General features: G+C 53.4%; 18 protein-coding genes and 2 pseudogenes. 19 read left to right on the top strand and 1 reads right to left on the bottom strand.

The genetic code is table 11. From position 1 onward, the window contains the following. Positions 1-69 precede the first annotated feature (69 nt). From accD to JCM2850_RS16455, 9 genes and pseudogenes are all read left to right on the top strand, one after another. Positions 70-939: an acetyl-CoA carboxylase, carboxyltransferase subunit beta gene (gene accD, locus JCM2850_RS01990; protein ID WP_025869587.1), complete on the top strand. Its 870-nt coding sequence runs from the start codon at positions 70-72 to the stop codon at positions 937-939. A gap of 33 nt (positions 940-972) precedes the next feature. Further along, positions 973-2,283 carry a bifunctional tetrahydrofolate synthase/dihydrofolate synthase gene (folC, locus tag JCM2850_RS01995; RefSeq protein ID WP_199898226.1) on the top strand — a complete coding sequence of 437 codons (1,311 nt, stop codon included), beginning with the start codon at positions 973-975 and terminating at the stop codon, positions 2,281-2,283. 71 nt (positions 2,284-2,354) lie between these two features. Then, positions 2,355-3,113, top strand: coding sequence for an SPOR domain-containing protein (locus tag JCM2850_RS02000; RefSeq protein WP_025869589.1), 759 nt, complete (start codon positions 2,355-2,357; stop codon positions 3,111-3,113). A 62-nt stretch (positions 3,114-3,175) separates the two neighbouring features. Next, a complete protein-coding gene (locus JCM2850_RS16445) occupies positions 3,176-3,514 on the top strand; it encodes a CvpA family protein (protein WP_369384820.1) in 339 nt (112 codons plus the stop codon). Beyond that, on the top strand, positions 3,444-3,605 hold the full coding sequence (locus JCM2850_RS23695; RefSeq protein WP_369384794.1) for a hypothetical protein: 162 nt from the start codon (positions 3,444-3,446) through the stop codon (positions 3,603-3,605). The genes JCM2850_RS16445 and JCM2850_RS23695 overlap by 71 nt, the downstream gene beginning before the upstream one ends. A 57-nt stretch (positions 3,606-3,662) precedes the next feature. Continuing rightward, positions 3,663-5,201 carry an amidophosphoribosyltransferase gene (gene purF, locus JCM2850_RS02010; RefSeq protein ID WP_025869590.1) on the top strand — a complete coding sequence of 513 codons (1,539 nt, stop codon included), beginning with the start codon at positions 3,663-3,665 and terminating at the stop codon, positions 5,199-5,201. A gap of 194 nt (positions 5,202-5,395) precedes the next feature. Then, a pseudogene (locus JCM2850_RS16450) lies at positions 5,396-6,566 on the top strand (O-succinylhomoserine sulfhydrylase). A gap of 144 nt (positions 6,567-6,710) precedes the next feature. After that, a complete protein-coding gene (locus tag JCM2850_RS02020; protein WP_025869591.1) occupies positions 6,711-6,995 on the top strand; it encodes a sll1863 family stress response protein in 285 nt (94 codons plus the stop codon). Positions 6,996-7,062: 67 nt separating this feature from the next. Continuing rightward, positions 7,063-7,287 carry a hypothetical protein gene (locus JCM2850_RS16455; RefSeq protein ID WP_234406028.1) on the top strand — a complete coding sequence of 75 codons (225 nt, stop codon included), beginning with the start codon at positions 7,063-7,065 and terminating at the stop codon, positions 7,285-7,287. A 111-nt stretch (positions 7,288-7,398) separates the two neighbouring features. Here the strand turns inward: JCM2850_RS16455 and JCM2850_RS02030 are convergent, their stop codons facing one another. Next, the gene (locus tag JCM2850_RS02030; RefSeq protein WP_025869592.1) at positions 7,399-8,001 is read right to left on the bottom strand and encodes a peroxiredoxin; all 603 of its coding nucleotides are present in this window, start codon (positions 7,999-8,001) and stop codon (positions 7,399-7,401) included. A 307-nt stretch (positions 8,002-8,308) separates the two neighbouring features. On the opposite strand from JCM2850_RS02030, the gene gyrA reads away from it, so the two are divergent. From gyrA to pqqE, 10 genes and pseudogenes are all read left to right on the top strand, one after another. Continuing rightward, a complete protein-coding gene (gyrA, locus tag JCM2850_RS02035) occupies positions 8,309-10,873 on the top strand; it encodes a DNA gyrase subunit A (protein WP_025869593.1) in 2,565 nt (854 codons plus the stop codon). A gap of 25 nt (positions 10,874-10,898) precedes the next feature. After that, on the top strand, positions 10,899-11,981 hold the full coding sequence (gene serC, locus JCM2850_RS02040; RefSeq protein WP_025869594.1) for a 3-phosphoserine/phosphohydroxythreonine transaminase: 1,083 nt from the start codon (positions 10,899-10,901) through the stop codon (positions 11,979-11,981). A 10-nt stretch (positions 11,982-11,991) separates the two neighbouring features. Further along, the gene (pheA, locus tag JCM2850_RS02045; protein WP_025869595.1) at positions 11,992-13,065 is read left to right on the top strand and encodes a prephenate dehydratase; all 1,074 of its coding nucleotides are present in this window, start codon (positions 11,992-11,994) and stop codon (positions 13,063-13,065) included. A 165-nt stretch (positions 13,066-13,230) separates the two neighbouring features. Then, the gene (locus JCM2850_RS02050) at positions 13,231-14,385 is read left to right on the top strand and encodes a GGDEF domain-containing protein (RefSeq protein ID WP_025869596.1); all 1,155 of its coding nucleotides are present in this window, start codon (positions 13,231-13,233) and stop codon (positions 14,383-14,385) included. A gap of 105 nt (positions 14,386-14,490) precedes the next feature. Continuing rightward, positions 14,491-15,597, top strand: a complete 1,107-nt coding sequence (gene hisC, locus JCM2850_RS02055) for a histidinol-phosphate transaminase (RefSeq protein ID WP_025869597.1) — start codon at positions 14,491-14,493, stop codon at positions 15,595-15,597. Between the two features lie 313 nt (positions 15,598-15,910). After that, positions 15,911-15,982: a pyrroloquinoline quinone precursor peptide PqqA gene (pqqA, locus tag JCM2850_RS20825; protein WP_081774944.1), complete on the top strand. Its 72-nt coding sequence runs from the start codon at positions 15,911-15,913 to the stop codon at positions 15,980-15,982. A gap of 121 nt (positions 15,983-16,103) precedes the next feature. Next, positions 16,104-17,021 carry a pyrroloquinoline quinone biosynthesis protein PqqB gene (gene pqqB, locus JCM2850_RS02060; protein ID WP_025869598.1) on the top strand — a complete coding sequence of 306 codons (918 nt, stop codon included), beginning with the start codon at positions 16,104-16,106 and terminating at the stop codon, positions 17,019-17,021. Between the two features lie 11 nt (positions 17,022-17,032). Beyond that, the gene (gene pqqC, locus JCM2850_RS02065) at positions 17,033-17,794 is read left to right on the top strand and encodes a pyrroloquinoline-quinone synthase PqqC (protein WP_025869599.1); all 762 of its coding nucleotides are present in this window, start codon (positions 17,033-17,035) and stop codon (positions 17,792-17,794) included. Continuing rightward, a complete protein-coding gene (gene pqqD / locus JCM2850_RS02070) occupies positions 17,766-18,098 on the top strand; it encodes a pyrroloquinoline quinone biosynthesis peptide chaperone PqqD (protein ID WP_025869600.1) in 333 nt (110 codons plus the stop codon). Before pqqC ends, pqqD begins: the two co-directional genes overlap by 29 nt. A 65-nt stretch (positions 18,099-18,163) precedes the next feature. Next, a pseudogene (pqqE, locus tag JCM2850_RS16460) lies at positions 18,164-19,383 on the top strand (pyrroloquinoline quinone biosynthesis protein PqqE). The last annotated feature ends 58 nt before the right edge of the window (positions 19,384-19,441 follow it).

The raw sequence follows: 19,441 nt of genomic DNA on the forward strand, positions 1-19,441 counted from the left end.
TCGGTCTGCAAAAAAAGCAGGGCGCGCGTTGATGGCCCGACCTGCATTTTTCAGAGTAAAGGATAAACCATGAGCTGGTTGCAAAAACTGTTGCCTCCTAAGATCAATCGCCCAGTCGGGAATAATCGCAAGACCGTCCCCGAGGGTTTGTGGAGCAAATGCCCATCCTGCGAAGCGGTGCTTTACCGCACAGATCTGGAGAGCAATGCCGAAGTCTGCCCCAAGTGCTCTTATCACAATCGTATCTCTGCGCGTACGCGCCTGAATCTGCTGTTGGATGCCGAAGGGCGTTCTGAGATCGGTGCCGAAGTTCAGCCTGTTGATCCGCTCAAGTTCAAGGATAGCAAGCGCTATGTCGATAGACTGAAAGTGACTCAGACTGAGATGGATGAAACCGACTCACTCATCGTCATGCAAGGCAGCATCAAAACCATAGGTGTGGTAGCTGCCGCCTTCGAATTCAAGTTCATGGGTGGATCCATGGGTTCTGTGGTGGGTGAGCGTTTTGCGCGCGGTGTCAATGCGGCTATCGAAAGCCGTAGCCCCTTTATCTGCGTCTCTGCCAGTGGCGGTGCGCGTATGCAAGAAGGTTTGTTCTCGCTGATGCAAATGGCCAAAACCAGCGCTGCCTTGAACCGTCTGAGCAATGCAGGCCTGCCGTATATTTCCGTATTGACCGACCCCACCATGGGTGGCGTCTCTGCCAGCTTTGCCATGCTGGGTGATGTCATCATGGCTGAGCCCCAAGCCCTGATCGGTTTTGCTGGCCCACGCGTAATTGAGCAGACTGTGCGCGAGACCTTGCCTGAAGGTTTCCAGCGTTCCGAGTTCCTCTTGGAGCATGGTGCTATCGATATGATTGTTGATAGGCGTGAAATGCGCGACAAGCTTGCCACCCTGATGTCTGGCTTTATGCGTACCCCTCTGAGTGCTGCTTAATCTTCATCCAAGCCTGTGAGTTCTACATCTTCAATGCCGCGTGATCTTGCTGGCTGGCTAGAGTATATCGAAGCCCTGCATCCTGCCTCCATCGCCATGGGCCTGGAGCGTGTGGAGTTGGTGCGTCAGCGTCTGAATTTGACGCCAACTTTTCCCTTGCTGATAGTCACTGGCACCAATGGCAAGGGGTCTACCTGTGCCATGCTGGAGAGTATTTACCAGGCAGCGGGGCATAGGGTGGGTTGTTATACCTCACCGCATTTTGTGCGCTTCAATGAGCGTGTGCGCATCAGTGGCAATGAAGTGGCCGATGATGATCTGGTGCGAGCATTTGCCGCAGTAGAGCAAGCCCGCCAAGATGTGGCCCTGACCTATTTCGAGTTTGGCACCCTGGCTGCAGTCTGGCACATGGTGACAACCGGGGTCGATGTTGGCATTCTTGAAGTCGGTCTGGGTGGTCGGCTGGATGCAGTGAATGTCTTCGAGCCAGTATGTAGCATTGTCACCAGTGTGGACCTCGATCACATGGACTTTCTCGGCAATGACAGAGAATCCATAGGCCGAGAAAAAGCCGGGGTTTACCGGGCTAATTTGCCCGCCATTTATGGCGATGACGCACCGCCGGCTTCCTTGCTGGCGTATGCCACCGAGTTAAACGCTGATCTGCGCCTGATTCAGCGCGATTTTGGCTATAGCATTACACCCGCAGGTTGGCGCTATTTGGCAGAGGGCCAGGATATTGAACTGCCTTTGCCTGCGCTGGCCGGGGATTTTCAACTCAATAATGCAGCCTGTGTCATCAATGCGGTGCTGGCGCTGAGCACCCAATTGCCAGTGACGCTGGAGCAGATGCGTCAGGGTCTGCTGCAGGTTAAGCTCAATGGCCGCTTCCAGCGCGTTGATCATCACCCCGAACTCATTCTTGATGTAGCACACAATCCCCATGCGGCAGCCGCATTGGCCTCTAATCTGCAACGCTTTCCAGCCGCTGGCCGCACGTTGGCCGTGTTTTCCATGCTGGCAGATAAGGATATTGCCGGGGTGCTGCAGATTATTGCGCCGTTTATAGATGCCTGGTATGTCGCCAGAGTGGAAAACGCGCGCGGTGCTGCTGCTGATCAGCTGTTGTCACTAATCTCAGCCCTTGATCATGGCCAGGCTGCTGGCTTTGCTGATCTGGGTGAGGCATATAGACAAGCCTGTAATGATGCAGGCGAAAATGATAGAATTCTGGTCTTTGGCTCGTTCTTCACCGTGGCCGACATTATGCGAGAGTTAATGCGTGGTGCAGCACCTGGCCTAGCACCTGACTCTGCAAAACTCGGTGCTGATCGTAAGGCATAGGCTAAAGCTGATTGCCGCAACGCAACTTGTCATGATGTACGTATTGATTCAACCGCACAGTAGGATTTTTGATGGCTTCCGACCAAACGAGTGAGCAGGAATTACAGTTCAAGAAACGTGCCCGCAGGCGTCTGGTCGGGGCAATAGCCCTGGTGCTGTTGATGGTCACCATATTGCCTATGGTGCTGGATGACCGCAGCAGTACTGCACCGCAGCAGGAAATTGCGATTCATATCCCCAGTCAGGATGGGGAAGATTTCACCTCCAAAGTGGCACCAGTGACTGAACCCACTGAGGAAATTGTTTCCGGCCCAATACTGACTGCGCCCGTAGAGCAAGAGGGCGATGCTGACCCTGAGGCAGACCCGGAAGTGGCCAAGCCTGCCACTCCAAGCCCGGTTGTGCCCAAAGCTGAAACTAAGCCTGTTGCGGCAAAGCCCGCTGCCGAGCCAGCAAAGGAAGTGGCCAAGAAAGAAACACCCAAACCAGAAGTGAAACCTGCGCCGCCTAAAGCGGAGGTGCACAAAGCCGAGCCGACTAAAGTTGAGACCGCGAAAGTAGAGACTGCCAAGCCGGAAGCTAGCGCAAAATCCGCGGCAGGTGGTTTCCTGGTACAGATAGGCGTGTTTTCCGACCCGATCAACGTCAAGAATTTGCAGGATAAATTATCCGGCCAGGGTTTGAAGTCGCATACCGAGCTTATTCCCACTGCAGGTGGCGATAAGACCAGATTACGTGTAGGCCCGTTTGCCAGCCGTGAGCAGGCTGATCAGGCCTTGGGCAAGGTCAAGGCTGCGGGTCTGTCTGGAATGGTCATTAGCAATAAATAGCAATGACAGGTTTTGATTATGCAGTGCTAGTGATCGTTGGTATCTCGGTACTGCTCAGCGTGATGCGCGGATTTGTCAGGGAAATCCTGGCGCTGGCGGGCTGGGTCATCGCCTTTGTTGTAGCGCGACTCTACACCGTAGAACTAGCCAGCCGATTGCCCGACGCAATACCGTCTGCGGAATTGAAATTCCTTGCGGCCTTTTTAATTTTGTTTTTGTCCTCATTATTGCTTTGTAGTCTGTTGGCGATTGCGATTGCGCAATTGTTCAAGACCGTGGGCCTGAGTGCTGGACAGGGGGCTGGGTGGCTTGTTTGGCCTGGCGCGAGGTTTGTTGATAGTTGCAACCATCGTCTTGCTGGCTGGGTTTACTTCCTTGCCGCAAGATGCGCGCTGGCGTAATGCCATGTTCAGTGCGCCGCTGGAGGCGATGGTGCAGGCCGTGCTGCCCTGGTTCCCAGAGGATATTGCAAAGCGTATTAAATACGACTAGATTTGGTCTGACGACTGATCTAGTTTTCCGGATTCATAGTTCTTAAGGCATAAGCTCATGTGTGGAATTATCGGTGTAGTCGGTAAAAACCCAGTCAACCAACTGCTCTATGACGGGCTACTGGTACTGCAGCATCGCGGTCAGGATGCTGCCGGTATCGTGACCTGTGATGGCGATACCTTCTTCATGCACAAAAATAACGGCATGGTGCAGGATGTTTTCCAAACCCGCCATATGCGTAGCCTGATAGGCAACGCTGGTATTGCCCATGTGCGTTACCCGACTGCCGGATCATCCTCGGCTGCCGAGGCCCAACCTTTCTACGTCAACTCACCGTTTGGCATTGTGCTGGGCCACAACGGCAACCTGACCAACTCTGCGCAACTCAAGCAGGAAATGTTCAGGCAGGATTTGCGCCATATCAACACCAGCTCCGATTCCGAAGTGCTGCTCAATGTGCTGGCGCGCGAGATCGAAACCTCGGCCCATAATGCCGTACTCAATACCGATATGGCGTTTGAAGCGGTAGCAGGCGTGCACAGGCGTTGCCGTGGTGCCTATGCAGTGGTGGCCATGATTGCCAACTTCGGCCTGCTGGCTTTCCGTGACCCGAACGGCATCCGTCCCCTCGTTATCGGCAAGAATGAAACCGAGAGTGGCACTGAATATATTGTCGCTTCCGAGAGCGTGGCATTGGATGTGCTGGGCTTTACCCTGGTGCGTGATGTAGAGCCAGGGGAGGCCATCTTTATTGATCTCAATGGCAATTTCTACTCACGCCAGTGTGCTGAAGCTCCCAAGCTGGCACCTTGTATCTTTGAGTATGTCTACCTCGCGCGTCCTGATTCCGTGATCGATAACGTTTCGGTTTACCAGACCCGTCTGCATATGGGTGAAAGCCTGGCCGAAAAAATCGCCCGCGAATGGAAAGACCTCAAGATAGACGTTGTGATTCCTATCCCTGATACTAGCCGCCCCAGTGCTTTGCAGTTGGCCAATGCGCTCAACCTGACTTACCGCGAAGGCTTCATCAAGAACCGCTATATAGGCCGTACCTTCATCATGCCTGGTCAGGCACTGCGCAAGAAGTCCGTACGTCAGAAGCTCAACCCCATAGGCATGGAGTTCAAGGGCAAGAACGTCTTGCTGGTTGATGATTCGATTGTGCGTGGCACCACCTCCAAGCAAATCGTGCAGATGGCGCGTGATGCAGGTGCCAGCAAAGTGTTCTTTGCCTCGGCTGCGCCTCCGGTACGTTTCCCCAATGTTTACGGCATTGATATGCCCTCGCGTGATGAATTGCTGGCCACTGGCCGTACCGACCAGCAGATTTGCGAGGAAATTGGTGCTGATGCGCTGATCTATCAGGATCTAGATGCCTTGATTGCCGCTGTGCAACTCAGCAACCCTGATATCAAGGTCTTCGATTGCTCCTGCTTTGATGGCAATTACATCACTGGCGATATCGACGAAGCCTATCTGGCGCGTACCGAGAACGCCCGTGGTGATAGCGCCATCAAAGAGCGCCCAGCCAACTCCATCACGCAGCTAGACCTTAACCTGGTGGCATCGCGTGAAGAGGAGTTTGTGGCTTGACGCCAGCGGGGAGGCTGAACTAGACTCTCTCCATGCGCCGATTTGAGTTTATGTAGCACTCAGCTTGCGGGCGCAATATAAATGCAGCTAAAGCGAGTTGATGAGAAACCCGTTTTAGCCCCAGTGCTACAGCGGGTTTTTTTATGCCCGTGCCACGCAATCAAGCCCAGTGACGGGCGGGAAGGAAAAATAAAATGAGTCAGCATGAATGGCATCCTGAAACCCTGAGTGTACGTGCCGGCAGCGAGCACACGCCTTATGGCGAAAATTCCGAGGCCATGTTCCTCACCTCCAGTTTTGTGTTTGAAAATGCCGCCCAGGCCGCTGCACGTTTTGGCGGACAAGAGCCTGGCAATATTTATTCGCGCTTTACCAACCTACGGTCACCATGTTCCAGAACAAGCTGGCCGCACTGGAAGGTGCAGAGTTCTGCGTTGCAACCTCTTCTGGCATGTCTGCCATTCTGGCTTGCGTCATGGGCGTGTGTTCAGCGGGCGATCATGTGGTGGCTTCACGCAGCATCTTTGGCACCTCGGTGCAGCTGTTCAGCAACATCCTCAAGCGCTGGGGTCTGGAGACCACCTTTGTTTCCCTGACTGACCCAGAAGCCTGGAAGGCCGCGGTAAAGCCCAACACCAAGCTGTTCTTTGTTGAGACGCCATCCAATCCGCTGACAGAAATCTGCGATATAGGCCTGCTGGCTGAGATTGCCCATGCTTCAGGCGCATTGCTGGCGGTGGATAATTGCTTCTGCAGCCCGGCCTTGCAAAAGCCGCTGGCGCTGGGGGCCGATATCGTCGTGCATTCCGCGACCAAGTATATAGATGGCCAGGGCCGTTGCCTGGGTGGCGCAGTGCTGGGCCGCAAGGATATCCTGGAGCCAGTCTATGGTTTCCTGCGTACCGCAGGCCCTACCATGAGCGCTTTCAATGCCTGGGTGTTCCTCAAGGGTCTGGAAACCCTGCATGTGCGCATGGAAGCCCATGCGCGCAACGCACAGGCGCTGGCTGAATGGCTGGAGCAGCAGCCACGCGTGGCCAGGGTGTATTACCCAGGCCTGGCTTCGCATCCCCAGCACGCCCTGGCACAACGCCAGCAGAAGAGCGGTGGCGCCATCGTTTCGTTTGACGTCAAGGGTGGCAAGGACGCGGCTTGGCATTTGATTGATGCTACCAAGCTCATTTCCATCACCGCTAATCTGGCGATGCCAAGAGCACTATCACTCATCCAGCCACTACCACGCATAGCCGTGTCAGCCCGGAAGCCCGTGCTGAAGCAGGCATAGGCGATGGTCTGGTGCGTATTGCCGTGGGTCTGGAACATGTGGAAGACCTCAAGGCAGACCTCGCCTGGTTAAGTACCTAGGGTGATATTGCTGGGGCTGGGTTTTGACAACCCAGTTCCGCGCGTTATTGCTGAGTTATCATGGCTGAGGCACTATAGGCCGCAGGCGCTGTCATATCGACATAGGCAGTTTTTTGTGTGAGTTTCGTAGAGGAGGAGCAAGGCATGAGTCTCAAAGATGATTACGTAGAAAAACTCAAGGCACAACTCGATGAGTGGAGTGCTGAAATCGATGTGCTGGATGCGCGCTTGCACCAGGTGGATGCGGATCTGCGCATCAAGTATGGCGAGCAGGTGGATAACCTGCGCCTCAAGCGTGACGATGCCAAGCTGAAATTGCTGGAACTGCAAGCTTCAGCGGGCGATGCTTGGCAGGAACTGAAGAAGGGTAGTGATGAAGCCTGGGAAGTCATCAAACATGCGGTTTCCGAAGCACGCAAGAAGTTTTAATTTAATGTAAAGCCGTGCAGGTATTACCAGCGAGCTATAAAAACCAAACCGTCACAGAGGAGAGCAAATGAAAACGTCGGTCATTGTTGGAGTACTGTTGATTGTGCTGGGTGCTGCGGCCCTGGTGTATAAGGGCTTTAGTTTCACCACTGAAGAGACGGTGGCGCAAATCGGCCCCCTAAAGGCTACTGCCGAGGTGGAAAAAGACGTGGCCATTCCCGATGTGCTAGGCATTGTTGCCATCGTGCAGGTGTGTTGGTGGTCGTGGTGGGTGGCCGCAGAAAATAAATAAGCGGCGGTTTGCAGCAATAAAAAAACGGGGCTTAAGCCCCGTTTTTTATGATAGCGACCGGGATTGTCTATGACATCGCGTTACAGGACATCCCGGTACAGCGCACTGCAATTACAGTGATGCTGCGTTGTCAGCCAGGTACTTAGCTACACCTTCAGTGGTAGCGCTCATACCAGCCTTGCCTTTTTTCCAGCCAGCTGGGCAAACTTCGCCATGCTCTTCAAAGAATTGCAGCGCGTCAACCATGCGCAGCATTTCGTCGATGTCACGACCCAGTGGCAGGTCGTTGATGACCTGGTGTACCACTACGCCTTGCTTGTTGATCAGGAAGGAACCACGGTAAGCCACGCCACCGTCAGCTTCAACATCGTAAGCCTTAACGATTTCGTGCTTGATGTCAGCGACCAGTGGGTAGCCAACCTTGCCAATGCCACCCTTGTCTACAGGGGTGTTCTTCCATGCCAGGTGAGAGAAGTGGGAGTCGATGGAAACACCGATCACTTCAATGCCACGGGCCTTGAACTCTTCCAGGCGGTGATCAAAAGCGATCAGCTCGGAAGGGCAGACAAAGGTGAAGTCCAGTGGGTAGAAGAACACAACAGCAGCCTTACCCTTGATGTGCTGGGCAAGATTGAAGTCTTCCTTGATGGAGTTGTCACCGAGCACTGCAGCAGCGGTGAAATCTGGAGCTGGTTTGCCAACTAGAACGGCCATTTACTTTCTCCTAAGTTTTGGTTTTGAATTGGGGGTTGAGTTTTGAATTTGCAGGACGCAATAGCCTAAAGCAACTAAAGTGAAATTTCTAATTAATTTTTGCTATCAATGGCGCAATCGGTCGGCAATTCATTGGGGTTGATTGAGGGCTGATGGAGGGTAAAACCAAAGGCATGCGCACTGTCAGGCTCAGCAGGCGCGGAAGGCTTGGTTTCAAGCGCTGGGCAGGGTAAATCCGTGCATGCTTAGTGCTACGTATCGTGCTAGAATCGCAGACTTTAAGCCCTTTTAAAGCCGATAGTAAACAATGGATCAGTTCGCTAAAGAAACCCTCCCTATCAGCCTCGAAGACGAGATGCGCCGTTCCTACCTTGATTACGCCATGAGCGTGATCGTGGGGCGCGCACTGCCAGATGTCCGCGATGGATTGAAACCAGTGCACCGTCGTGTGCTCTTTGCCATGCATGAGCTCAACAACGACTGGAACCGTGCCTACAAGAAATCTGCCCGTATTGTCGGTGACGTCATCGGTAAGTACCACCCGCACGGTGACACTGCCGTTTACGACACCATAGTGCGTATGGCGCAGGATTTCTCGCTGCGCTACATGCTGGTTGATGGTCAGGGTAACTTTGGCTCGGTCGATGGTGATAATGCAGCGGCGATGCGTTATACCGAAATCCGTATGGCGAAGATTGCCCACGAGTTGCTTGCCGATATCGACAAGGAAACCGTGGACTTCGGCCCCAACTATGATGGCTCCGAACATGAACCGCTGATCATGCCAGCGCGTATCCCCAATCTGCTGATCAACGGCAGCTCGGGTATCGCCGTTGGTATGGCCACCAATATCCCGCCGCACAACCTTAACGAGGTAATTGCTGGCTGTTTAACCCTGTTACGCAACCCCGAAACCACCATAGATGAACTGATAGAGATCATCCCGGCGCCGGACTTCCCAACCGCGGGCATTATCTATGGCACCGTAGGCGTGCGCGAAGGTTACCGCACTGGCCGTGGCCGTGTGGTCATGCGTGGTCGTACCCATGTGGAAGATCTGGAGCGTGGCAATCGCCAGGCGCTGATCGTCGATGAGCTGCCGTATCAGGTCAACAAAAAGACCTTCGTCGAGAAAATCGCCGAGCTGGTCAACGAGAAAAAGATAGAAGGCATTTCCGACCTGCGCGACGAATCGGATAAATCCGGTATGCGCGTGGTGATTGAGCTCAAGCGTGGTGAAGTGCCAGAAGTGGTGCTGAACAACCTCTACAAGCAGACCCAGCTGCAAGATACCTTCGGCATGAATATGGTGGCCTTGCTTGACGGTCAGCCACGCCTGCTCAACCTCAAACAGATGCTGGAAGCTTTCCTGCGTCACCGCCGTGAAGTCATTACCCGCCGCACTGTATACGAATTGCGCAAGGCGCGTGAACGTGGTCATGTGCTGGAAGGTCTGGCTGTAGCGCTGGCTAACGTCGATGAAATGATTGCCTTGATCAAGGCAGCACCTACACCACCAGAAGCCAAGCGTGAATTGATGGCCCGCACCTGGACTTCGCCAGTGGTGGAAGAAATGCTCAAGCGCGCAGCCATGGAAGCCTCGCGCCCAGAAGGTCTGTCTGTCGATTTCGGCATGACGCCTAATGGTTACAGATTATCTGATGTACAAGCGCAGGAAATTCTGCAGATGCGTCTGCAACGCCTGACTGGTCTGGAACAAGACAAGATCGTCAATGAATACAAGGAAGTCATGGATGTTATCGCTGACTTGCTGGATATTCTGGCGACCCCAGGTCGTGTGACCCAGATCATCGTTGAAGAACTGACCCTGATTCTCAACCAGTTTGGTGATGAGCGCCGCAGTGAGATTGTGCACAATGCGCAGGATCTTTCTCTGGAAGACCTGATCACGCCACAGGATGTGGTGGTGACTTTGTCGCACACTGGTTACGTCAAGTCTCAGCCGCTGGAAGAATACCGCGCACAACGCCGTGGTGGCCGTGGCAAACAAGCCGCTGCAACCAAGGAAGACGATTTCATCGACAAGATGTTTGTCGCCAACACGCATGATTACATCCTGTGCTTCTCCAGCCGTGGCCGGGTTTACTGGCTCAAGGTCTATGAAGTGCCACAGGGCAGCCGTGTCAGCCGTGGCAAGCCTATTGTCAACCTGTTCCCATTGGAAGAAGGCGAGAAGATCAACGCCATCCTGCCAGTCAAGGAATTCGACGAGAACCACTTTGTGTTTATGGCCACCGCCAAGGGCACAGTCAAGAAGACTGCACTGACCGAGTTCTCCAACCCACGTCGTTCCGGCATCATAGCGCTGAATTTGGATGATGGCGATTACCTGATAGGCGCGGAAGTCACCAACGGCGTCAACGATATCGTTCTGGTGTCCAACGGCGGCAAGGCGGTTTGGTTTGACGAAGAAGATGTACGACCCATGGGCCGTGCCGCTCGTGGTGTGCGTGGCATGAAGCTGCAAGCCAAGCAGAAGGTGATTTCCCTGCTGATTGCCGATGATGACAAGCAGACCGTGTTGGTTGCCACCGAAAACGGCTTTGGCAAACGTACCGTGCTGGCTGATTTCCGCCATTCCGGCCGTGCTACCCAGGGTGTCAAGGCTATCGCTACCAGCGAGCGTAATGGCATCGTGGTGGGCGCACGTCTGGTCAATGACGACGACGAAATCATGCTGATCACCACCGGAGGTGTGCTGATACGCACCCGCGTCAAGGAAATCCGTGAGCTGGGTCGTGCTACTCAGGGCGTGACCTTGATCAACCTGTCTGAAGGCGAGAAGCTCTCAGGTCTGGAAAAGGTAGTTGAGACCGACGACGACGGTGAAGCCGAGACCAGCGAAGAATAAAAATCATCATTAAAGCACTCTAGTCATGACGCAAATCTATAATTTTTCTGCAGGCCCAGCCGTATTGCCTAAGGAAGTTCTGCAACAAGCCAGCACCGAAATGCTGGATTGGCAGGGCTCAGGCATGTCGGTCATGGAAATGAGCCACAGGGGCAAGGAGTTCATGAGCATCGCAGCCGAGGCTGAGGCCGATCTGCGTGAGCTCATGGGTATCCCCGCTAATTACAAAGTGCTGTTTTTGCAGGGTGGGGCACATCAACAGTTTTCCATGATTCCGCTCAACTTGTTGCGTGAGAAGAAAACTGCGGATTATGTAGATACCGGCATCTGGGCGCAGAAGGCGATAGAAGAAGCAGGCAAGTATTGCGAAGTCAATGTGGTGGCGTCATCGGCCGCACAACAGTATCACTCGGTGCCGCAGCAATCCCAGTGGAAGCTTAATCCTGATGCGGCGTATGTGCATTACACCTCGAATGAAACCATAGGCGGTCTGGAAATGTTCTGGACACCAGACACTGGCAAAGTGCCATTGGTGGTGGATATGTCCTCACACATCCTCTCGCGCCCTGTGGATGTCAGCAAGTTCGGGCTGATTTATGCGGGTGCGCAGAAGAATATAGGCCCGGCGGGTCTCACCATCGTGATCGTGCGTGAAGATTTAATCGGCCAGACCTTGCCTGGCACGCCCACCATGCTGGATTACAAGATACACGCTGATAACGACTCCATGTACAACACGCCACCCACCTATGGCATCTACATTGCCGGGCTGGTGTTCAAGTGGCTAAAGGCGCAGGGCGGCTTGGCGGCCATAGAAAAGCGCAATATCGAAAAAGCTGCCTTGCTCTATGACTATCTGGATAGTTCGGACTTCTACAATTCTCCTATCGCCGAGGAAAACCGCTCGCGCATGAACATTCCGTTCACGCTGAAAGACAGCGCCTTGGATTCAGACTTCCTCAAGCAGGCACAAGCGCGTGGCTTGCTGCAACTCAAGGGTCATCGCTTGCTCGGTGGCATGCGTGCATCCATCTACAACGCCATGCCCATAGAAGGGGTGCAGGCCTTGCTGGCCTTCATGCAGGAATTTGAACGTAGCCACGGCTAAGTGAGGACCCATGAGCGATATATTGAAACACTGCAGGGATCAAATCGACGCGATTGACGAGCAGATACTCTCCCTGGTCAATGCCCGCGCCGCTTTGGCACGTGAGATTGGCACGCTCAAGGGCGAAGGCCCGATTTACCGTCCTGAGCGTGAAGCGCAGGTGCTACGTACGCTGATGGAAAAAAATTCCGGCCCCTTGTCTGGTGAGGCAGTGGCTGGCATTTTCCGCGTCATCATGTCCAATTGCCGTGCGCTGGAGCGTGAGCTGGCTGTCGCCTTCCTCGGTCCGCAGGGTACGTTTAGCGAAGAAGCTGCCATCAAGCAGTTTGGTGGCCTTAATCTGCCTAAGCCCTGTATCTCCATCGATGAAGTATTCCGCATGGTGGAATCTGGTGCGGCGGATTATGCCGTGGTGCCAGTGGAAAACTCTACCGAAGGTGCAGTTGGCCGTACGCTGGACTTACTCACCACCACCAGTTTGAAGATCTGTGGCGAGATTACCTTGCCTGTACATCACTGTCTGCTACGTAGCAAGGCAGCTGGGAATGCTGGTGAAATCAAGCGCGTTTATTCCCATGCGCAGTCGCTGGGCCAATGCCATGAGTGGCTCAATCTCAATCTCACAGGCGTTGAGCGTGTCAGCACTGGCAGCAATGCCCAGGCGGCAGAGCTGGCGGCCCATGATCCCTCATCGGTAGCGATAGCCAGCAGCCGGGCCGCTGATATTTTTGATCTGGCCATACTCGCAGAAAATATTGAGGATGACCCCAAGAATGTGACGCGCTTCCTGGTACTGTCCCAGCACGAAGTAGCCCCATCGGGTCAAGATAGAACCTCTTTGCTGATGGCAGCCAAGAATGTTCCTGGTGCCGTGGTTGGTCTGCTGGCACCTCTGGCGCAGCATGGCATAGACATGAGCAAGTTTGAGTCCAGACCTTCCAAGCTGGGTATTTGGGAGTATGTGTTTTTTGTCGATATTGAAGGTCACCAGCAAGACCCCAAAGTGGCCAAGGCGCTTTATGAGTTGGAGCAATGCGCTTCTCTGGTCAAGGTGCTTGGTTCCTACCCTATCTCCGTAATATGATGCAAACGCGCCGGGCGTAAGCTCGGCCAGATATGCAATTCACATTGCATCTATAAGCTGTACTACGCGCAAGCTGAGTCCATATCACTGGGTAACATCCAAGGTTGATATGGCGCAGCCGCCATGATGGGCGTGGTGTTCTAGAGCTGTATTTCTGAGGGTTGTATGCCAATTAGTCAGAATTTGTTGTGGTCTGCTTCACTGAGAAAATGGACTCTCAGTTTCCAGAATGAACGTCTGGAAGCGCTCTACCAGCTCTATGCCATGCCCAGTCTGCGCAGGCATTCCCGTCTGGCTTTGCTGGTCGGCGCGGTCATGTACATGCTCTACAGCTTGCTGGACCCCCTGTTTGTTACGCCGGAAGCCATTGTCAGCGTCTGGTATATCCGCACCATGGTGGTCATGCTGTTCTTCGCGGTGCTGGGCTTATCCTTCTACCGCCAGTTTGTGCGCTATCACCAACTGTTATTGGCCCTGGTGGCCTTATTCAGCAGCTTAGGCCTGCTGGCGCAGCTGACGTTTATGCCGCTGGCGGCAATCAACTACTATTTCACTGGCCTGGTAGTGATGGTGTTCTGGAGTTATACCTTCTCTGGTTTACGCTTTTTCAATGCCTCTTTGGTTGGGCTGTGCGTATTTCTTATCTTCAATATCATGTATCTATACTTGCGGCCCTTGCCGCAATTGCAGGTGCTGATTTATGACGTATTTTTGCTTTCCGCCAATGTCGTTGGCGCTTTTGCCAGCTATGTTTCCGAGAAGCAAAGCCGCGAACTGTTCCTGCGCGAAAAAGACCTGGATAACGAGCGCCATAGGCAGCAGGAAAAAGCCTTGCATGACAGGCTGACTGGCTTGCCCAATCGTGAGCTATTGTTGGACCGCATAGAGCAGGCCATCAATTTCTCGGTGCGTAACGATCAACTCTGTGCAGGCCTGTTCATAGACCTAGACAAGTTCAAGCCTATCAATGACACCTACGGCCACCTGATCGGCGATGTGGTGCTCAAGGAGGTGGCAACGCGCTTACGCTTCACGGTACGTGAAACTGATACCTTGGCGCGCCTGGGAGGTGATGAGTTCTTTGTGCTGGCGCGTGATATAGGCTCGCCTGAAGCAGCGGAGTTGTTGGCCAATAAATTGCGCATGCAACTGATCTCGCCCATCATTCTGGATGGCTTGCCGCCGATCAAGGATTTATCTGCCAGCATAGGCATATGCGTGTTCCCTTATCGGGATGTTTCTGCCGTGGACGTGATACGCAGGGCAGACCATGCCATGTATGACATCAAGCGCCAAAGCAAGCAGGAGCAAAGTTTTTAAGCGTAGTCTGAGTACAAATTTCGCCAGTACTTGGTGAGCCAGCTATTTCATTCACTGCTACAGAGTGGCAAACCAACCTTCATTTATTTGCAAAGGATTTTCATCGTGAGCAGCCCCTGCGACCTCGCGCCTTCCAATATACATGCCATTGCGCCATACCAGCCTGGCAAACCCATTACCGAGCTGGCCCGCGAAATGGGCCTGGCACCTGAGTCCATTATCAAGCTGGCCTCGAATGAAAACCCTTTGGGTGTCAGTCCCAAGGCCTATGAAGCCATGCAGGATGCCTTGCAGGATATCGCTCGTTATCCTGATGGCAATAGCTTTGCCTTGCGTGATTGTGTCTGCCGCAAGTTTGCAGTCAACCCTGGGCAGTTGGTGTTTGGCAATGGCTCCAATGACATTCTGGAACTGGCAGCGCGGGCCTTCCTGGCTCCAGGTACAGAGGCTGTATATTCACAGCATGCGTTTGCGGTCTATGCCCTGGTCACCCAGGCCACGGGTGCGCAAGGCGTAGTGGTACCTGCACGTGATTTTGGCCATGATCTCCCAGCCATGCTGGCGGCCATCACGGATAAAACCCGCGTTGTATTTATCGCCAACCCCAACAACCCCACGGGCACTTTGCTGGGCAAAGCAGAGCTGCGTGACTTCCTCTCCAAAGTCCCTAGTTCGGTGCTGGTTGTGCTGGATGAGGCCTATGATGAATACCTGAGTGCGGAATATAAATCCGAGGCCATAGGCTGGCTGGCTGAGTTTGACAATCTGCTGATCTCACGCACCTTGTCCAAGGCCTATGGCCTGGCTGGTTTGCGCGTGGGCTTTGGTTTGGCAAGTACTGCGATTGCCGACCTCATGAACCGCGTGCGCCAACCGTTCAACGTTAATAGTGTGGCGCAGGCGGCTGCGGTGGCGGCACTGGAAGACGAAGCTTTTGTTGAGCGCAGCCGTGCGCTCAATCAGGCTGGTATGGTGCAGATCACACGCGGGTTGGAGCAACTGGGCCTGAGCTATATTCCTTCCTATGGCAACTTCGTCAGCTTTAAAGTTAGTGAGGCTGGCGCGGTATATCAGAAGCTATTACAGAACGGCGTCATTGTGCGTCCGGTAGCAGCCTATGAAATGCCGGATTATCTACGCGTGAGCATAGGGCTGTTTGAAGAGAATGCGCGCTTCCTGCAAGTGCTGGGTGAGATACTCAACAAGGGCTAGTGTATTCAAGCGCTTAGTCTGGGAACTAACAGGCTGAGGCTTACCTCTTTAAAAGGCGACAGGTGTAAACCTGTCGCCTTTTGTGCTTTATTTCTGGCCATGTGCTAACTATGCTCACTTGCCCTGCAAGCTTGAGCTGGCGCGCTGACTCATGAAAATCATGACGGGTGTTTGGCGATTTTTGCCCTGTCGGTAGCAGGGGTATCAAGGTGATAATTTGCTCACGTTGTATTCAGTCCAAGTCTTGGTGTTTAGGCAATCTCAAGCCGGGGTGAAGCAGCGTTCACAATTATCATTATCTTAGGAGAGTATTATGTGGACCAAGCCAGAAGTTACAGAAATGCGTTTCGGTTTTGAAGTCACTATGTACGTTTGCAATCGCTAATCAGCTAGTGACGGTCACAGCCGGGGATACTCCCGGCTGCCACCTGACAGCAAACTAGTTTCAACAGTCATAATCCAACAGCAATAAACTGTTCTTAATACAGGCATAACAAAGGCTGATAATGCATATTCATGTTCTCGGATCTGCAGCTGGCGGTGGCTTCCCGCAGTGGAACTGCAATTGCCAGAACTGCGATGGACTGCGCAAAGGCACCATACTCGCCAAGAAGCGCACACAATCCTCCATCTGCGTCAGCGCTGATGGCATCAACTGGGTGCTGTTCAACACCTCCCCAGATATCCTGCAACAAATTCAAGATTTCGCTCCTTTGCAACCTGGCCGTGCCATGCGCGATAGCGGCATCGTTGGCATAGTGCTGATAGACGCACAGATAGATCACACCACAGGTTTGCTGATGCTGCGTGAGGGGCAGGTCAAGCGTGAGCTGTACTGTACCGATATGGTTTATCAAGACCTCACCACGGGTAATCCCTTGCTGAATATTCTCGGCCATTACTGTGGTGTGAACCGCCACGATGTGCCCACCGATGGTGAGCAAAGTTTTACAGTGGCTGGCGCACCTGGCTTGCGCTTTACTGCAGTCGCGCTCAAGAGCGCCGCGCCACCATATTCACCACACCGCAATGACCCGCACCCTGGCGATACCATAGGCGTGCTGATTGAAGATACCAATAACGGCAAAAAGGCCTTTTATGCGCCTGGCCTGGGTGAGATAGAACCCCATTTGCCCGCGCTGATGGCGCAGGCGGATTGCATCATGGTTGATGGTACTTTCTGGACCAATACTGAAATGCTCGATCTGGGCCTGATGAGCAAGAAGGCCAGAGATATCGGCCATAACCCGCAATCTGGCCCTGGCGGCATGATAGAGGTGCTGGATGAATATCCGCAGGCCCGCCGCGTACTCATACACATCAATAACACCAACCCCATACTGCGTGAAGATTCAGAACAGCGCGCAGAGTTAACCCGTCATGGCATAGAAGTGGCCTATGACGGTATGGATATCATTCTTTAGGAGCGGCCTAGATGAATACCGTGACTTCAGCAGTAGAAAACAATATTCCCTGGACACGGGAAGAGTTCGAGCAGCAGCTGCGCAACAAGGGCAGGGGCTATCATATCTATCATCCTTTCCATGTGATGATGTATGAAGGCAGGCTGAGCCGTGAGCAATTGCAATGCTGGGTAGCCAATCGCTTTTACTACCAGATCAGCATTCCGCAGAAAGACGCGGCCATCATGTCCAACTGCCCAGACAAGGAAATCCGCAAGGGCTGGATACAGCGCATCATAGACCATGATGGTGACGAAAACAGCGAAGGTGGCATTGAAGCCTGGATCAAGCTGGGCCAGGCCGTGGGTTTGAGTCGTGAAGACGTTACCTCGCTTAAGTTGGTGTCGCCAGGCGTGCGTTTTGCGGTGGATGCCTATGTTAACTTTGCGCGTCAGCGCCCCTGGCAAGAGGCTGTCTGTTCCTCCCTGACCGAGTTGTTTGCGCCACATATTCACCAGCAGCGCATTAGCTCCTGGCCTGAGATGTACCCTTGGATAGACGAACAAGGCCTGGTGTATTTCAAAAAACGCCTGACCGAAGCCCGACGTGATGTTGAGCAGGGCCTGGCCGTGACCCTGGATTACTTCAGCCAGACGCGCGAGCTACAGGAAAAAGCGCTGGAGATCCTGCAATTCAAACTCGATGTACTGTGGGTGGTGGCAGACGCCATCATGCTGGCATCAACGCAAATCAAGGTGGAAAACGATGTCGACTATCTCAGACAACCAAGATAATCAGCAAGCCGTAACTGGCGCAGAAAATGGCGTGGCCCAGAGCGATGTTTACGCCATCGCACGTCACTACCGTTTTCAGTGGGAAGAAGCACAGCAGTGCTATGTGCTGCTGTTTCCCGAAGGCATGATCAAACTCAATGGTAGCGCAGGCGAGGTCATCAAGCGCGTGAACGGCAGAGCCAGCGTGGCAGACATCATCCAAGAGGTCAGCCAGGCTTTTCCCGATGTGCCGGAAATTGCCGCCGATGTCCTGTCCATGCTCAACCTGGCCGTAGACAAGGCCTGGCTGGAAAAGCGCAATTAAGCTGAAAATGCGCAGTTAAATGGTCCAGGCGGCCTGTGGCAGGCGCACGACATGAAGGAGCAGATATGAGTACCGCGATTGAACAGAAGCCAGCTCAACAGCCAGCGCAACAGAACAACGGCGTTGCGGCATCAAAAACCAACACCCAGCCTTTATGCTGCTGGCCGAGGTTACTTATCGCTGCCCGCTGCATTGCGCCTTTTGCTATAACCCAACCGATTACGACAAGCACACGCAAAACGAGCTCAGCACCGAGCAGTGGATCAACGTGCTGCGCGATGCGCGCAAGCTGGGTGCGCTGCAATTAGGCATATCCGGCGGCGAGCCCTTGCTGCGTGACGATATCGAAGAAATTGTTGAGGAAGCTGGGCGTCTGGGTTATTACACCAACCTCATCACTTCTGGCGTGGGCCTCACCGAAAAACGCATCACTGCTTTCAAGGCGGGCGGGTTGGATCATATCCAGCTTTCCATGCATGACATCACCGAAGAGATCAACAACTTCATCACCAACACCCGCACCTTTGAGCTGAAGAAAAAAGTGGCTGCCATGATCAAAGATCACGGCTACCCCATGGTGCTCAACGTGGTGATACACCGCTACAACATCAAGCACGTCAAAGAAATCTTGGAGATGGCGGAAGCCCTGGGGGCTGATTTCGTTGAACTGGCCAACACCCAGTATTACGGCTGGTCACTGGTGAATCGTAACCAATTGATGCCAACCAAGGAGCAGATAGACGAAGCCGAAGTCATCACCAATGAGTTTCGCCAGCGCGTAGGCAATAAGATGAAAGTGTATTTCGTGGTGCCAGATTACTTCTCCGAGCGCCCCAAGAAATGCATGAACGGCTGGGGCGAGGTATTTATGATCGTCACCGCCAATGGCGATGTACTGCCATGTCACTCGGCGCGCGTGCTGCCCAATATGGTATTCCCCAACGTCAAGGCCAATGGCCTGGGCTGGGTATGGCAGGAATCTCCCGCTTTCAATAAGTATCGCGGTGATGACTGGATGAAAGAGCCTTGCCGCAGTTGTGATGAAAAGCATAAAGACCTGGGTGGTTGCCGTTGCCAGGCTTTCCTGCTCTCTGGCGATGCCGAAGCCGCAGACCCAGTGTGCACCAAGTCACCACATCGGCATTTGATTGATGAAGCCATTGCCAATGCGCAAAAACCTTATTTGCAGGCCCAGCCTATCTTATTCCGCAATGACAAGAACTCGCGCAAGCTGATAGAAGGTGAAAACCGAGAGCTGGTTGCAGACTTTCATGCTTTACCCTAAAACCAATCCATTTTTCGTCAATATAAAAGCGTGCTCTAGCTCACTTTTACATCGCTCA

It is taken from the genome of Methylobacillus glycogenes JCM 2850 (genome assembly GCF_000617925.1).
Lineage (GTDB): Bacteria > Pseudomonadota > Gammaproteobacteria > Burkholderiales > Methylophilaceae > Methylobacillus > Methylobacillus glycogenes.

Bases quoted from the DNA above. Each gene is read 5' to 3' on its own strand.
- accD (WP_025869587.1), top strand. From the start codon at position 70: ATGAGCTGGTTGCAAAAACTGTTGCCTCCTAAGATCAATCGCCCAGTC.
- folC (WP_199898226.1), top strand. From the start codon at position 973: ATGCCGCGTGATCTTGCTGGCTGGCTAGAGTATATCGAAGCCCTGCAT.
- JCM2850_RS02000 (WP_025869589.1), top strand. From the start codon at position 2,355: ATGGCTTCCGACCAAACGAGTGAGCAGGAATTACAGTTCAAGAAACGT.
- JCM2850_RS16445 (WP_369384820.1), top strand. From the start codon at position 3,176: ATGCGCGGATTTGTCAGGGAAATCCTGGCGCTGGCGGGCTGGGTCATC.
- purF (WP_025869590.1), top strand. From the start codon at position 3,663: ATGTGTGGAATTATCGGTGTAGTCGGTAAAAACCCAGTCAACCAACTG.
- JCM2850_RS02020 (WP_025869591.1), top strand. From the start codon at position 6,711: ATGAGTCTCAAAGATGATTACGTAGAAAAACTCAAGGCACAACTCGAT.
- JCM2850_RS16455 (WP_234406028.1), top strand. From the start codon at position 7,063: ATGAAAACGTCGGTCATTGTTGGAGTACTGTTGATTGTGCTGGGTGCT.
- JCM2850_RS02030 (WP_025869592.1), bottom strand. From the start codon at position 8,001: ATGGCCGTTCTAGTTGGCAAACCAGCTCCAGATTTCACCGCTGCTGCA.
- gyrA (WP_025869593.1), top strand. From the start codon at position 8,309: ATGGATCAGTTCGCTAAAGAAACCCTCCCTATCAGCCTCGAAGACGAG.
- serC (WP_025869594.1), top strand. From the start codon at position 10,899: ATGACGCAAATCTATAATTTTTCTGCAGGCCCAGCCGTATTGCCTAAG.
- pheA (WP_025869595.1), top strand. From the start codon at position 11,992: ATGAGCGATATATTGAAACACTGCAGGGATCAAATCGACGCGATTGAC.
- JCM2850_RS02050 (WP_025869596.1), top strand. From the start codon at position 13,231: ATGCCAATTAGTCAGAATTTGTTGTGGTCTGCTTCACTGAGAAAATGG.
- pqqB (WP_025869598.1), top strand. From the start codon at position 16,104: ATGCATATTCATGTTCTCGGATCTGCAGCTGGCGGTGGCTTCCCGCAG.
- pqqC (WP_025869599.1), top strand. From the start codon at position 17,033: ATGAATACCGTGACTTCAGCAGTAGAAAACAATATTCCCTGGACACGG.
- pqqD (WP_025869600.1), top strand. From the start codon at position 17,766: ATGTCGACTATCTCAGACAACCAAGATAATCAGCAAGCCGTAACTGGC.